Genomic DNA, 13576 nt, shown 5'->3' with positions numbered 1-13576 from the left:
CCACGCTATCAAGGCATCAGACATCTGACGTCTGATGCTCAAGGTTCCTCGATCCCTCGTGATCCCGTGTGCCGCCCCCGTTCCCTCGCCTGTTTTCCACCCCTACGTTCCACCTTCGACGTCCCTGGAGGACCCGTGCCCGAGCTGAGACCAGCCGGTGTCGAGCGCCGCACCTTCCTGCGATTCACCGGCGCCATCGGCGCGGCAGCCGCCATCACGGCGAGCCTTTCCGCCTGCGGCGGACCGTCCTCGACCGCCGACGGCACGGCGGACAAGGGCAGCGGCAGCGGCCTGATCGAGGCCGGTCTCTCGTACCCCCTGTCGACCGGCTTCGACCCGATGATCACCTCGGGCGCGACCCCGTACGCCGCCAATATGCATATCTTCGAGGGTCTGGTGGATCTCGATCCGGCAACACTCGTGGCCCGTCCCGCACTGGCCACCGAGATGCCGAAGAAGATCAACGCCACCACCTACCGGGCCACGCTCCGTACGGGCGCGACCTTCCACGACGGTTCCCCGGTCACCGCCGACGACGTGGTGTTCAGCTTCCAGCGCATCCTGGACCCGAAGAACGCCTCGCTCATGGCGCAGTTCGTGCCCTTCCTCGACTCGGTGAAGGCCGTCGACGCCGGCACCGTCGAGTTCAAGCTGAAGTACCCCTTCGCGCTCTTCCCGTCCCGCATCGCCGTGGCCCGGATCGTCCCGAAGAAGATCGTCGGACCGGACCCCAAGGCGTTCGACGCCAAGCCGGTCGGCTCGGGGCCGTACCGGTTCGTCGAGGCGACCCGCGAGGACAAGATCGTCTTCGAGGCGTACGACAAGTACAACGGTCCGCACCCCGCCAAGGCCGAGAAGATGATCTGGCGGCTGATGTCCGACCAGTCGGCGCGCGTCAGCGCCATGGAGTCGGGCCGGGTCCAGGCCATCGAGGACGTCCCCTACATCGACGTCAAGCGCCTCGCGGGCTCCTCGAAGACCGAGTCCGTGCAGTCCTTCGGCCTGCTCTTCCTGATGTTCAACACCGCCGACAAGCGCTTCGCCGACAAGCGCGTGCGCCAGGCGCTGCACTACGCCCTGGACACCGAGAAGATCATCTCCACCGCCATGGTCGGCAACGCCGCGCCCGCCACCGGATACGTCCCAGCCACCCACCCCGACTACCACAAGGCCGCCACCGTCTACACGCACGACGTGGCGAAGGCCAGGCAACTCCTCGCCGACGCGGGCGTCAAGAACCTCTCCTTCACCGTCCTCACCACCGACACCGGCTGGGTCAAGGACATCGCCCCGCTGCTCAAGGAGAGCTGGGAGGCGGCCGGCGTCGAGGTCACCCTCGACATCGCCCAGTCCCCGGCCCAGTACGCCAAGGTCGACAAGGGCGCCTTCGAGGTGCTGGTCGCCCCCGGCGACCCGTCCGTCTTCGGCAACGACGCCGACCTCCTGCTGCGCTGGTTCTACTACGGCTTCTGGCCCGAGAGCCGTTACGGCTGGGCCGAGTCCGACGCGTACAAGAAGGTCAGGCAGACCCTCGACAAGGCCGCCCAGGCCGCCGACGAGGCGAAGCGCAAGGAGCTGTGGGGCGAGGTCACCGACCTGGTCGCCGACGAGGCCGCGCTCTACCCGATCCTCCACCGCAAGCTGCCCACGGCCTGGAACGAGAAGGCGCTGCCCGGCTTCAAGCCGCTGCCCACCACCGGCCTCTCCTTCCTGGACGTCAGCCGCGCCTGACCCGAGCGCACAGGCCACCTGTGACATGTCACCGCACACACGCATGCACCGCACCGCACACACGCATGCACCGCACTGCATGCACGCGCCGCACGCACCGCGCCGCAAGCACCACACCGCCCGCCCCGCCGCGGACGGTGCGCTGGTCACATGTCACAGGCCGCCGACTGCCCGGTCCGGCACCCCGCCCCCCGGTGCCGGGCCACCACACCGCCCAACCGCAAGGAACCCGACGATGGTTGCTTTTCTCCGGCTCGCGCTGCGTCGCGTCGCGATGATGCCGGTGATGGTCCTCGGCATCGCGCTGCTCGTCTTCGTGGTGCTCCAGTTCTCGCCGGCCGACCCGGCCTTCAACGCGCTCGGGGAGAGCGCCACCCCCGAGGCCCGAGCGGCCTTCGCCGAGGCCAACGGCCTCAACGACCCCCTCCCGGTCCGGTACTTCCACTTCCTCGGCCAACTGCTCCACTTCGACCTCGGGATGACCGTCCCGCCGAGCCAGCCCGTCGTCGACCGGATCACCGCCGCCTTCCCGCTCACCCTCCAGCTGACCCTGCTCGGACTGCTCCTCGCGGTCGTGCTGGCCGTGCTGTTCGGCGTGATCGGCGCGATGTACCGGGACCGCTGGCCCGACCAGCTGTTCCGGATGGTTTCCATGGCCGGGGTCGCCATCCCGTCCTTCTGGCTCGGCGTGCTGCTGATCCAGCAGTTCGCGCTGAACACCCGGATCTTCCCGACCGGCGGCTACACCAACCCGGCCGACTCCTTCAGCGGCTGGCTCACCACCATGGCCCTGCCCGCGATCTCGCTCGCGCTCCCGGTCTCCGCCTCCCTCGCCCGGCTCGTACGGACCTCGATGGTCGCCGAACTCGACCGCGACTACGTACGCACCGCCCGCGGCAACGGCCTCCCGCCGTTGCTGGTGATCCGCTCGGTGCTGCGCAACGCGCTCGTCACCCCGCTGACCGTGCTCGGCATCAAGGTCGGCTACATGCTCAGCGGCGCGGTCGTCATCGAAGCGATCTTCGACCTGCCCGGCATGGGCAAGCTCATCCTCGAAGGTGTCACCGGCGGCGATGTCGCCCTGGTCCAGGGCACCGTACTGACCATCGCCATCGCGTTCCTGGTGGTCAACGTCATCGTCGACCTGCTCTATCTGCTGGTCAACCCGCGCATCAGGACGGTGTGACATGTTCGCCACCGGCCGTCTGGCCAACAAACTGTCCCGACCGGGCCTCGCGTTCCGCGCCCTCCCGGTCACCTCCCGCATCGCCCTCGGCGTGCTGATCGTCGTCGTGCTCGGCGCCGTGCTCGCCCCGCTGTTCACCCAGAATCCGCTGACCACCGGCACCCCGGTCCAGGCACCCAGCGGCGCCCACTGGTTCGGCACCGACCGGGCCGGCCGCGATGTCTTCGCCCGGGTCGTGCACGGCTCGCGCTACTCGCTGATCATCGGCCTCGGCGCCACCGCGCTCGCCCTGGTCGCCGGGGCGCTGCTCGGCTCGATCGCCGCCACCTCGCGCAGGCTCGGCGACGAATCCGTGATGCGGACCCTCGACGTCGTGATGTCGTTCCCGCCGATCGCGCTGGCAGCCGTCCTCGTCGCGGTCTTCGGTACCAGTCTCCCGGTGATCATCTTCACCATCGCCTTCGTCTACACCCCGTCGCTGGCCCGCGTGGTCCGCGCCAATGTGCTGTCCCAGTACGGCGAGGACTACGTCGCCGCCGAGAAGGTCATCGGCGCCCGGCGCGGCTACATCGTGCTCCGCCACGTCGCCGTCAACTGCCTGGCGCCGATCATGGTGTTCGCCACCGTCATGGTCGCCGAGGCGATCATCTTCGAGGCCAGCCTCTCCTTCATCGGTGCCGGAGTGCAGGACCCCGACCCCAGCTGGGGCAGCGTCCTCGCCTACGGCCGGCAGATCCTCCTCGCCGGCGGCTGGTGGGCCACCTTCTTCCCCGGCCTCGCCCTGCTGATCACCGTCCTCGCCCTCAACATCCTCTCCGAGGGCCTCACCGACGCCTCCGCCGCGCCCAGGAGCGCCAAGGCCGCCGCCGACCCCACCACGACCACCGCACCCGGCCCGGTCGAGGCCACCTCCACCGTGGACGTCGACGCCGCCCTCACCCGGCTCGCCGAGCGCACCGACGCCACCGAGCCGACCATCACCCCGGTACGCGCCGACGCCGCCGAACTGCTCGTCGTACGGGACCTGTCGATCCGCTTCCCCGACCGCTACGGACAGATCTCCGTCGTCGACTCGCTGAACTTCACCGTCCACGAGGGCGAGACCCTAGGTCTGGTCGGCGAGTCCGGCTGCGGCAAGTCCATCACCAGCCTCGCCGTCATGGGCCTGCTCGCCCGCAACGCCGAGGTCAGCGGCGAGATCCTGTACCGCGGCCGGAACCTGCTGGACCTCCCGCCGAAGAAACGCCGCGCGCTGATGGGCCCGGAGATCGCGATGGTCTACCAGGACGCGCTCTCCTCCCTCAACCCCTCCGTCCTCGTCGGCACCCAGCTGAAGCAGCTCACCTCCCGCGGCGGTACGAAGACCCCGGCCGAACTGCTGGAACTCGTCGGCCTCGCACCCGAACGGACCCTGCGCAGCTACCCCCACGAGCTCTCCGGCGGCCAGCGCCAGCGCGTCCTGATCGCCATGGCCCTCTCCCGCGACCCCCGCCTGCTCATCGCCGACGAACCGACCACCGCCCTCGACGTCACCGTCCAGGCCCAGGTCGTCGAACTCCTCGTGAAGCTGCGCGACGAACTCGGCTTCGCCATGGTCCTGGTCTCGCACGACCTCGCCCTCGTCGGCGACCTCTCGCACCGGGTCGCCGTGATGTACGCGGGCCGCCTCGCCGAGATCGGCGCCACCCGCTCCGTACTCACCGGCCCCACCCACCACTACAGCCGAGGCCTGCTCGGCTCGGTCGTCTCCCTGGAGGCCGGCGCCGACCGGCTGCACCAGATCCGCGGCATCGTCCCCGCCCCCCAGGGCTTCGGCAACGGCTGCCGCTTCGCCTCCCGCTGCGACGCGGCCACCGACCTGTGCCGCACCGCCGCACCCGAACTCACCGCACGCGCCGCCGCCAACGACCACGGCTTCGCCTGCCACCATCCGGCGAAGACCGCACAACTCGAAGGGAGCGCCCGGTGATCAGGCTCGACGGCGTCCACGTACGCCACAAGGCACGCAGCGGCGGAGTCTTCCGCCGGGACGCCGTGCACGCCCTGACCGACGCCACCCTGGAGGTCGAGCGCGGCGAGATCGTCGGCCTGGTCGGCGAGTCCGGCTGCGGCAAGTCCACCCTGGCCCGGGTACTGACCGGGCTCCAGAAGCCCACCGAGGGCCGGGTCGGCTTCCACGGCCGCGACCTGTGGTCGATGTCCGCGGCACAGCGCCGCGACGACTTCGGCTCCGCGGTCGGCGTCGTCTTCCAGGACCCGTCCACCGCCCTCAACCCCCGGCTCACCGTCCGGCAGATCCTCCGCGACCCGCTCGACGTGCACAAGCGGGGCACCCGCGAGGCGCGCGAGGCACGCGTCGAGGAGCTCCTCGACCTGGTCGGCCTGCCCGGCCACACCCTCGCCGCGCTCCCCGGACAGCTCTCCGGCGGCCAGCGCCAGCGCGTCGCCATCGCCCGCGCGCTGGCCCTGGAACCGGAACTGATCGTCGCCGACGAACCGACCTCCGCACTCGACGTCTCCGTCCGTGCCCAGGTCCTCAACCTCCTGGTAGACCTGCGTGAACGCCTGGGGCTCGGCATGGTGTTCATCTCGCACGACATCCAGACGGTGCGCTACCTCGCCGACCGCCTCGCCGTCCTCTACCTCGGCCGGATCGTCGAGGAGGGCCGAGCGGCCCAGGTGGCGGGCGCCCCCGCGCACCCGTACACCGAGGCACTGCTCTCCGCGACCCCGAGCCTGCTGGAGACCACCGAACGCATCGTGCTCACCGGGCCCGTTCCCTCGGCCACCAACCCGCCGTCCGGCTGCCCGTTCCGCACCCGGTGCTGGAAGGCCGACGACGCCTGCGCCACGGTCTTCCCCGCCCCGGGCTCCGGCCCGGACGGACACCGCTGGCACTGCGTCCATCCCCAGATCCCCACGTCCCCCGTACCGTCCGCAAGGAGCACCGCATGACCGCCCGCACTCCCCGCTACACCGGCGTGATCCCGCCCGTCGTCACCCCGCTCACCGCGGACGGCGAGATCGACCGCGCCTCGCTGGAACGGGTCGTGGGACATCTGCTCGACGGCGGTGTCAGCGGCCTGTTCGCCCTCGGCAGCTCGGGCGAGACCGCCTATCTGACGCCCGCCCGGCAGGACGAGGTCATCGAGGTCATCACGGCCGCCTGCGCAGGCCAGGTCCCGGTGCTCGTCGGCGCGATCGAGACCACCACCGGCCGGGCGATCGAGCGGGCCCGCGCCGCCGAAGGACTCGGCGCCGACGCCGTCGTCGTCACCGCCCCCTTCTACACCCGCACGCACCCCACCGAGATCGACCGCCACTTCCGCGACATCGCCGCCGCCCTGGACCTGCCGGTCCTGGCATACGACGTACCGGTCTGCGTGCACAGCAAACTCGACCCGGAACTGCTGCTGCCGCTTGCCGCGGACGGCGTGCTGGCCGGGGTGAAGGACTCCAGCGGCGACGACGGCTCGTTCCGCCGCCTGGCCATCGGAGCCCGTGAACTCCCGGAGTTCTCCGTACTCACCGGGCATGAACTGGTCGTCGACGCGATGATGCTCGGCGGCGCCGACGGCTCGGTCCCCGGGCTCGGCAATGTGGACCCGCACGGATACGTACGCCTCCACGAGGCCGCGGTGCGGGGAGACTGGGCCGCCGCCAGGGCCGAACAGGACCGTCTGGTGGCGCTCTTCGACATCGTCCGGGCGGCCCGTCCCGGCACGGTGTCCGCCACCGCGGCAGGCCTTGGCGCCTTCAAGACGGCGCTCATGCTGCGCGGGATCATCACGACGAACGCGATGAGCGCGCCGATGCGCGCCCTGGACGCGGCCGAGACCGCGGAGATCGCGGCCTGCCTGGACCGCGCGGGGCTCGCCCGGGTGTGAGCCGGCCCGGATCAGCGGACAGCGGTCCGTCGTCACAGCTCGGCTGTGACGACGGACCGCTGTTCTCCGTTCCGCGCTACCTGTCGGCGGAGCCGGTCAGCTCTTGGAGGCGCGGGTACGGCGGACCAGCAGGGTTCCACCGAGCACCATGGCCGCGGCGACCCCACCGGCCACACCCAGGTTGGCGTCGGCACCGGTGTGCGCCAGCTGCGGCGGCTTGTGGTGGTGGTGATGGTGCGTGGCCGGCGTGGGGTGGTTCGGCGGCTGGGGGTGCGTCGGCGGCTTGTGGTGGGTGGGCGGCTTGTGGTGCGGGGGAGGGCAGTCCGGGGTGTGGTGCGTCGGGGGCTTGTGGGTCGGAGGCTTGTGCGGCGGGTGCACCGGCGGCTTGTGCGGGGGATGTACCGGGGGCTTGTGCGGCGGGTGCACCGGGGGCTTGTGCGGCGGGTGGACCGGCGGCGGCGGGGTCTCGTGGCCACCGGACGCGTTGCCGCAGTTGTTCCCGAACGCCGGGTTCAGCAGACCGACGACATCGACGGTGTTGCCGCACGCGTTGACCGGAACGTCCACCGGAACCTGGATGAGGTTGCCGGACAGCACGCCGGGCGAGCCGGCCGCGACGCCCTCGGCGCTCGCACCCTGGCCCCCGCCGCCCCCCTGGCCGCTCACGTTCGCGCACTCGTTGCCGAACGCGGGGTTCAGCAGACCGATCACATTGACGGTGTTGCCGCACACATTGACCGGCACATGTACCGGCACCTGCACGGTGTTGCCCGAGCCGACGCCGGGCGACCCGACGGCCGCGCCGTCGGCGGAGGCATCCGCGAACGCGTAGCCACCGGCGGCGGTCAGGATCCCTGACGCAGCCGCCATCACCAGCACGCTCTTACTCAAGGCTTTTCGCATTGATTGCCCCTTCTTAGGACAGTCCGTGCGAGCAGGAGCTCGCAGTTCGTTCATCAGGCCGGTTCGGAGGCCGCCGGGGGGCCACCCCGGCGGTGCCCGTGCGTGACGCGGCAAGCGGCGGTTACGGAAATCGCAGAGACCACCAGGACGCGTTCTTCATGTGATGAGTCCTGCTTCTGCCGGTCAAGCGCCCGAACTGCACGCTTGTGACACCCATAACGAGGAGGATTTGTTCAGGAAACTCAATAGGTCGTGGAAATTTTGTGATCACTCGAATGGAGTATGTGAACGGCTCGGGCGTGGCGCCCTGCGACATGTATGGGCGTTCGATTGTGTCGACCGGGCAAAGCCGCCGGGAGGTGAGTGCGGCCGGTTGGCTCGACTCCTCCGATGCCCGTCCGATGTGCTGTTTCGCACTGCCGTTCGTGCATTCCTGGCATTCGGGTGAATGGAGAGAACCAAACGCCCGGTCACGAGTTGGGCAGGGGGCTCCGGTACGGGGCATCCGGTACGAGAAGGGTTAATCGTGATCAAGAAGGTTCTGGCTACGGGTGCCGTTGCCGCCTCCATCCTCGGTCTGGGCGCGACGCAGGCCATGGCCATCGGCGACGATGGCGGTACGACCTCGGTCAACGGCAACGGAGCCTCGCAGTCGTTCGGCAACGCCGAGACCCACGGTGACGGCAGCCCTCAGTTCGGTCTGGTCCAGGGCAGCCTGAACAAGCCGTGCATCGGCCTGCCGGCCAAGGCCAACGTCGGTTCGCTCATCGGCCTGATCCCGATCGCGGTCCAGGACGTCAACGTGCTGTCCTCGCCGCAGAACCAGCAGTGCACCGAGAACTCCACCCAGGCCAAGGGCGACGAGCCGCTGTCGCACATCCTGGATGGCATCCCGGTGCTCTCCGGCAACGGTGCCGGCAACAGCTGAGTGCAGCCGATCCAGCCGTAACGACAGGCCCGAGCCCCCGGCGTTCCTCCTCCGTGCGGCTCGGGCCTGTTTGCTGCCGTATCCCGGCATAGGTACATCGGATTGTCGGAGGCCTCTCCGGTGACGTCGAGTGATCGATACTGCATCATTCGGGCGATCTTTTGAAGATCTTCAGCCGGAAGAGTTTCACCTACGGTCTTAAATCGTTACGAATTACTGTGGCGGAGTTACGGGTGATCAGGACCGCGCTCGTGCGGCACGAAAGACGTGGCCGCTTCGCACTCCGCCAAAGAAAGGGAACAAAGTGAAGTACACCAAGGTTGCCGCCATTGCCGCCGGAACCCTGATGGCGATGGGTGCCGCCGCGCCCGCGTTCGCCGACTCCGGTGCCGAGGGCGGCGCTGCCAACTCCCCGGGCGTGGTGTCCGGCAACGTCATCCAGGTTCCGATCCACATTCCGGTCAACCTGTGTGGCAACACCATCAACGTGATCGGTCTGCTCAACCCGTCTTTCGGCAACACCTGCGTCAACGCCTGACCTTCGGTCGGGCGGGCCGAACGCTCGTGAAAGGAAGGCCCCGGAACACATTTCGATGCGTTCCGGGGCCTTCCCCTTTTCTTCCCGGCATTCGATCGGGTGGTCCCGCAGAAAAACGGCCCCGTCCAGTTGCCCGGTCGCAACCGCATCGTTACCCAGGGCGGAAGCGGCAGAAGGCACGGCTAAAGAAGGCTCGTGCGGCGCGGGTACGCGACCGAAACAGATGCCGCTGCAGAAGGGAACCCGAAAGTGAAGTACGCGAAGACTGCTGCGTTCGTTGCCGGTTCCGTGGTTGCTCTCGGAACGGCTGCTCCCGCCTTCGCCGTCACCAACGCCACGGCCCCCAACTTCAGCCTCAACGGAGGCCTCAACCAGGTTGTGGAGAGCGCGCCGCAGGCCGTCGACCCGATCGTCGACACGGTCAGCGGCGCCGCGAAGTCGGTGCAGAAGAACGGCACCGTCACCAAGCTGGCCGGCCAGGCCACCGGTGCGGCCAAGGGTGCGGCCCCGCTCATGGGCGGCCTGCCGCTCGGCGGCTGATCCGTCGCGCCACGGCGGTTCCCCGCTGATTTCCCGGGCTTTCGCATTCCTCCGGTGCGGCGAATTCGGCGAACAACTGAACGTAAAAGCACCGTTCGAGTGAACCGGCACAACCATCCCCGTTGTCGTGAGTTGATCAGGACGCTCCGGACAGGCGGGCAATAGAGAACCCCAGAAGGGCTATTTCATGATCAAGAAGATTATGGCCTCGGCAGCCGTCGCTGCTTCGATCGTCGGCGTCTCCGCCGCGATCGCCCCGCAGGCCATGGCCATCGGCAACGACGGTGGCACGACGTCGGTCAACGGCAACGACGCCATCCAGTCGTACGGCAACTCCGCCACCCACGGCGACTGGAGCCCGCAGTTCGCGCTGATCCAGGGCTCGCTCAACAAGCCCTGCATCGCGCTGCCGGCCAAGGCCAACGTCGGTTCGCTGCTCGGGGCCATCCCGATCTCGGTGCAGGACCTCAACGTGTTGTCCTCGCCGCAGAACCAGCAGTGCACCGAGAACTCCACCCAGGCGAAGGGCGACGAGCCGCTGTCGCACATCCTGGACGACATCCCGGTCCTGTCGGGCAACGGCGTCGCCAACAACTGACGTCGCACCGCTCCGGGCGCTCCTCCGCCGGTTGTCCTGGCCGGTGGAGGAGCGTGCCGCGGGCAGCTTCGAGCCCGCCTGCACGCGGTACCCGCAACACCCGTGGGGTCGGCACATCCACGCGGCAGCCGTTCTTCGGCCGTCCGGATGGGCCGGCCCCACTCGTGCGTCCGGAGGTGCCACGGCCCCTCGAAGGGGCGGGCGGACTGGGCCGGTTGCCGTAGTGACGGCGGACGTCGTCCGCCGCACCGGGTAGGGGCCTTGCATGGACCAGTACGACAGTCAGCGCCCCCGCGGCCGACAACGGCACGCACAGGACGGCACACCCATCTACGACCGGCTGCTCGCCGAGTGGCAGGCGGCCCACGGCCGTGCGGAGCCGGCGCCGCCCGCTCCGTCCGAACGGCCGTGCGCGGGACGCAGGGTTCCCGCGGCACGCACCTCCGGCGAGGCTGTCGACGGGTGATCGAGAGCGATCGAACTCATGCCGGATCGAACCCGTTTGAGTGGTACTGCGGAACCGACGCTTCCGTAGCGGGTTGATCAGTACGTTCCAGAACGGGACGCTCCGAAAGGTGAAGCGTGATGAAGAAGATGATGGCCGGCGCAGCAGTGGCTGTGTCCCTGGTCGGCCTGTCCGCCGCAATGGCCCCCGCGGCCATGGCGATCGGCAATGACGGGGGCACCACGTCGGTCAACGGCAACGGCGCCGTGGACGAGTTCGGCAACAGCGTGACCCGGGGCGACGGCAGCCCGCAGGTCCAGCTTGTCCAGGGCACCCTGAACAAGGCCTGCGTCGGTCTGCCGCTCAAGGCCAACGTCGGTTCGCTCGTCGGCCTGCTGGTGCCCGTCGCGGTGCAGGACGTCAACGTCCTGGCCTCGCCGCAGAACCAGCAGTGCGCCGAGAACTCCACCCAGGCGAAGGGCGACGAGCCGCTGTCGCACCTCGTGGACGACATCCCGGTGCTCTCGGGCAACGGTATCGCCAACGACTGACGTGCCTGAGGTGCGGGCCGCCCGGGGATCAGCCCCCGGTGGCCCGCACCGTGGTGTACGGCGCCGCACAGCAGGACCCGGGGCCACCGCTCCAGGGCTCCACGCATGAGGATGCCCACCGCTCCACGGGGGGCGGTGGGCATTCGGCGTACCGGGGCGGGTCAGCCCAGGCTGCGGACCGGCAGGACGCAGTGGGCGGCGGTCGTGATGACCTCCGGGTCGGCGGCGAAGGACCGCAGCAGCTCCTCGCTCACCAGCCGGCCCGGCGTTCCCTGGGGCCACGGGCGGGTGGCGAACATCGCGTGCACCTCGCTCCGCGCGCCGGCCGCGGCCAGCCACTCGGGCGGTGCGGGGTACTGCGCCGTGAAGTGGGGCAGCGTCAGGACCGCCTGGCCCGCCTGGACGAGCAGCTTCACAGGGAGGCCCGGGTGCTCGGAGGCGTACACCGGGGCGCTGCCGACCGGCAGGCCCGCGCGTTCCAGGGCCACGCGCATGGCGGCCTCACCGGCCGCGGGACCGTCCGAACCGTCGCCCAGCGAGTAGGCGAGCAGGAAGGCGACGTCCTGGCCGTCGGCGGGGTGTTCGCCGCTCCATCCGATCAGGGTGATCGTGCCCAACTGGGCCTGGGTGAACGTGCCGGAAGCGGTCTGGGGAGAGGTCATGCTCGGCACCATAACGGCCCGGAACCGGTCGTTGCGCATGCGTATCACCTGATCGAGGGAGATACCTGGATATCTCCCGTGAATACGGCCCGGAGCGTCTTCGGTCGAGGTACTCCCGGGCGCGCCCGACGGCTTCCCGGTGGCTCCGACATTTAATGTGTTGAGCCGCCCGACATGTGCGGGCTATGGTGTCCACTGTTCCGGACCGCGGAGATCAACTACCGCTGTCGGTCCCGTGCTTGAACCAGGAGGTGAGGACTGTGATGACTGTCGCTGCGATGGGCGCTGCCCATAACCCGAAGAGCATCGTTCCCACCCCCGTGGTCGCCGGCTGACCTACTCCGCAACTCTCCGCGCCCGTGTGCGCGTTGCCGGGGCCACCCTTTGAAGGGTCTCCCTTGTCTTTCCCGTCTTCTCCGTTCTCCGCTTCTTCTCTTCAGGGCTCGTCCGCGTCGCATCCGCTGTCCCCGTACGGCTGGGACGACGCGTGGGCGGCCGAATTCGCACCGTACGCCGAGCAGGGTCTGTTGCCCGGACGCGTGGTGCGGGTGGACCGCGGTCAGTGCGATGTCGTCACCCCGCACGGCACGCTCCGGGCCGACACCGCCTTCGTCGTCCCGCGCGATCCGATGCGGATCGTCTGCACGGGCGACTGGGTCGCGGTGGACCCCGACGGCGACCCGCAGTTCGTACGGACGCTGCTGCCGCGGCGTACCGCCTTCGTCCGTTCGACGTCCTCGCAGCGCTCCGAGGGACAGGTGCTCGCCACCAACATCGACCACATCGTCATCTGTCTCTCCCTCGCGGTGGAGTTCGACCTGGGCCGGGTGGAGCGCTTCCTGGCGCTCGCCATGTCCAGCTCCAGCGGTGACGCGCTGCTGCGGGACGACGGGCAGGCCGGGGGCGGCGCCGCCGAGCCGATCGTCGTGCTGACCAAGGCGGACCTCGTGCCGGACGCCGCCACGCTCTCCTACCTCGTCCAGGACATCGAGGGCGTCGCCCCCGGGGTGCAGGTGCTGACCGTCAGCTCCGCCACGGGGGAGGGGATCGACATCTTCTCCGCCGTCGTCTCGGGCGGTACGAGCGTGCTGCTCGGGGCGTCCGGTGCGGGGAAGTCGACCCTCGCCAACACCCTGCTCGGCCGCGATGTGATGGAGGTGCAGGCCGCCCGGGACGTCGACGGCAAGGGCCGGCACACCACCACCACCCGCAATCTGCTGGTCCTGCCCTCCGGGGGCGTGCTGATCGACACCCCCGGGCTGCGCGGGGTCGGGCTCTGGGACGCGGAGGCCGGTGTCGGCCAGGTCTTCTCCGAGATCGAGGAGCTGGCCGGGCAGTGCCGGTTCCACGACTGCGTCCATGAGACGGAGCCCGGCTGCGCGGTGCTCGCCGCGATCGAGGAGGGTTCGCTGCACGAACGGCGCCTCGACAGCTTCCGCAAGCTGATGCGCGAGAACCGGCGCATCGTAGCCAAGACCGACGCCCGGGTGCGGTCGGAGCTGCTGCGCGACTGGAAGCGCAAGGGCGCCGAGGGCCGGGCCGCCATGGACGCGAAGCGGGGCCGGGTGCGGTAGGCCGTGGTCTTCCGGTCGGCGGCCCCTCACGGC

At 69.6% G+C, this 13576-nt stretch carries 14 protein-coding genes; 12 read left to right on the top strand and 2 right to left on the bottom strand.

The window, feature by feature from the left end:
- The first annotated feature begins 135 nt into the window (after window positions 1–135).
- The 5 genes from GA0115234_RS15910 (at window position 136) to GA0115234_RS15890 (ending at window position 6804) form a co-directional block, all read left to right on the top strand.
- A complete protein-coding gene (locus GA0115234_RS15910) occupies window positions 136–1731 on the top strand; it encodes an ABC transporter substrate-binding protein (RefSeq protein ID WP_093542107.1) in 1596 nt (531 codons plus the stop codon).
- Between the two features lie 235 nt (window positions 1732–1966).
- Entirely contained in the window at window positions 1967–2917 is a 951-nt protein-coding gene (locus GA0115234_RS15905) for an ABC transporter permease (protein WP_093542105.1), read from the top strand.
- A 1-nt stretch (window position 2918) separates the two neighbouring features.
- Window positions 2919–4886 carry a dipeptide/oligopeptide/nickel ABC transporter permease/ATP-binding protein gene (locus GA0115234_RS15900; RefSeq protein WP_093542104.1) on the top strand — a complete coding sequence of 656 codons (1968 nt, stop codon included), beginning with the start codon at window positions 2919–2921 and terminating at the stop codon, window positions 4884–4886.
- Window positions 4883–5872 (top strand): oligopeptide/dipeptide ABC transporter ATP-binding protein, encoded by a 990-nt coding sequence (locus tag GA0115234_RS15895; RefSeq protein WP_093542102.1) that lies wholly within the window; start codon window positions 4883–4885, stop codon window positions 5870–5872. The genes GA0115234_RS15900 and GA0115234_RS15895 overlap by 4 nt, the downstream gene beginning before the upstream one ends.
- Window positions 5869–6804, top strand: a complete 936-nt coding sequence (locus GA0115234_RS15890) for a dihydrodipicolinate synthase family protein (RefSeq protein WP_093542100.1) — start codon at window positions 5869–5871, stop codon at window positions 6802–6804. The genes GA0115234_RS15895 and GA0115234_RS15890 overlap by 4 nt, the downstream gene beginning before the upstream one ends.
- Window positions 6805–6900: 96 nt before the next feature.
- Here the strand turns inward: GA0115234_RS15890 and GA0115234_RS44130 are convergent, their stop codons facing one another.
- The gene (locus GA0115234_RS44130; RefSeq protein ID WP_093542098.1) at window positions 6901–7683 is read right to left on the bottom strand and encodes a chaplin; all 783 of its coding nucleotides are present in this window, start codon (window positions 7681–7683) and stop codon (window positions 6901–6903) included.
- Between the two features lie 550 nt (window positions 7684–8233).
- Between GA0115234_RS44130 and GA0115234_RS15880 the strand changes: the two genes are divergently transcribed.
- From GA0115234_RS15880 to GA0115234_RS15855, 6 genes are all read left to right on the top strand, one after another.
- The gene (locus tag GA0115234_RS15880) at window positions 8234–8635 is read left to right on the top strand and encodes a rodlin (protein WP_093542096.1); all 402 of its coding nucleotides are present in this window, start codon (window positions 8234–8236) and stop codon (window positions 8633–8635) included.
- A 304-nt stretch (window positions 8636–8939) separates the two neighbouring features.
- Entirely contained in the window at window positions 8940–9173 is a 234-nt protein-coding gene (locus GA0115234_RS15875; RefSeq protein WP_093542094.1) for a chaplin, read from the top strand.
- A 249-nt stretch (window positions 9174–9422) separates the two neighbouring features.
- Window positions 9423–9713: a hypothetical protein gene (locus GA0115234_RS15870; RefSeq protein ID WP_093542092.1), complete on the top strand. Its 291-nt coding sequence runs from the start codon at window positions 9423–9425 to the stop codon at window positions 9711–9713.
- A 187-nt stretch (window positions 9714–9900) separates the two neighbouring features.
- A complete protein-coding gene (locus GA0115234_RS15865; RefSeq protein ID WP_093542091.1) occupies window positions 9901–10311 on the top strand; it encodes a rodlin in 411 nt (136 codons plus the stop codon).
- Between the two features lie 265 nt (window positions 10312–10576).
- The gene (locus tag GA0115234_RS15860) at window positions 10577–10777 is read left to right on the top strand and encodes a hypothetical protein (protein WP_093542089.1); all 201 of its coding nucleotides are present in this window, start codon (window positions 10577–10579) and stop codon (window positions 10775–10777) included.
- A gap of 119 nt (window positions 10778–10896) precedes the next feature.
- The gene (locus GA0115234_RS15855; RefSeq protein ID WP_093542087.1) at window positions 10897–11307 is read left to right on the top strand and encodes a rodlin; all 411 of its coding nucleotides are present in this window, start codon (window positions 10897–10899) and stop codon (window positions 11305–11307) included.
- 161 nt (window positions 11308–11468) lie between these two features.
- On the opposite strand, the gene GA0115234_RS15850 is transcribed toward GA0115234_RS15855, so the two are convergent.
- Window positions 11469–11969, bottom strand: coding sequence for a DUF5949 family protein (locus GA0115234_RS15850; protein ID WP_093542408.1), 501 nt, complete (start codon window positions 11967–11969; stop codon window positions 11469–11471).
- A gap of 398 nt (window positions 11970–12367) precedes the next feature.
- Between GA0115234_RS15850 and rsgA the strand changes: the two genes are divergently transcribed.
- Window positions 12368–13543, top strand: coding sequence for a ribosome small subunit-dependent GTPase A (gene rsgA, locus GA0115234_RS15845; RefSeq protein WP_093542086.1), 1176 nt, complete (start codon window positions 12368–12370; stop codon window positions 13541–13543).
- The last annotated feature ends 33 nt before the right edge of the window (window positions 13544–13576 follow it).

Source organism: Streptomyces sp. DvalAA-43, from assembly GCF_900091725.1.
In the GTDB taxonomy this organism is placed as follows: domain Bacteria; phylum Actinomycetota; class Actinomycetes; order Streptomycetales; family Streptomycetaceae; genus Streptomyces; species Streptomyces pulveraceus.
The sequence above is the reverse complement of the archived record's forward strand: the minus strand, read 5'-3'. Positions and strand labels throughout refer to the sequence as shown.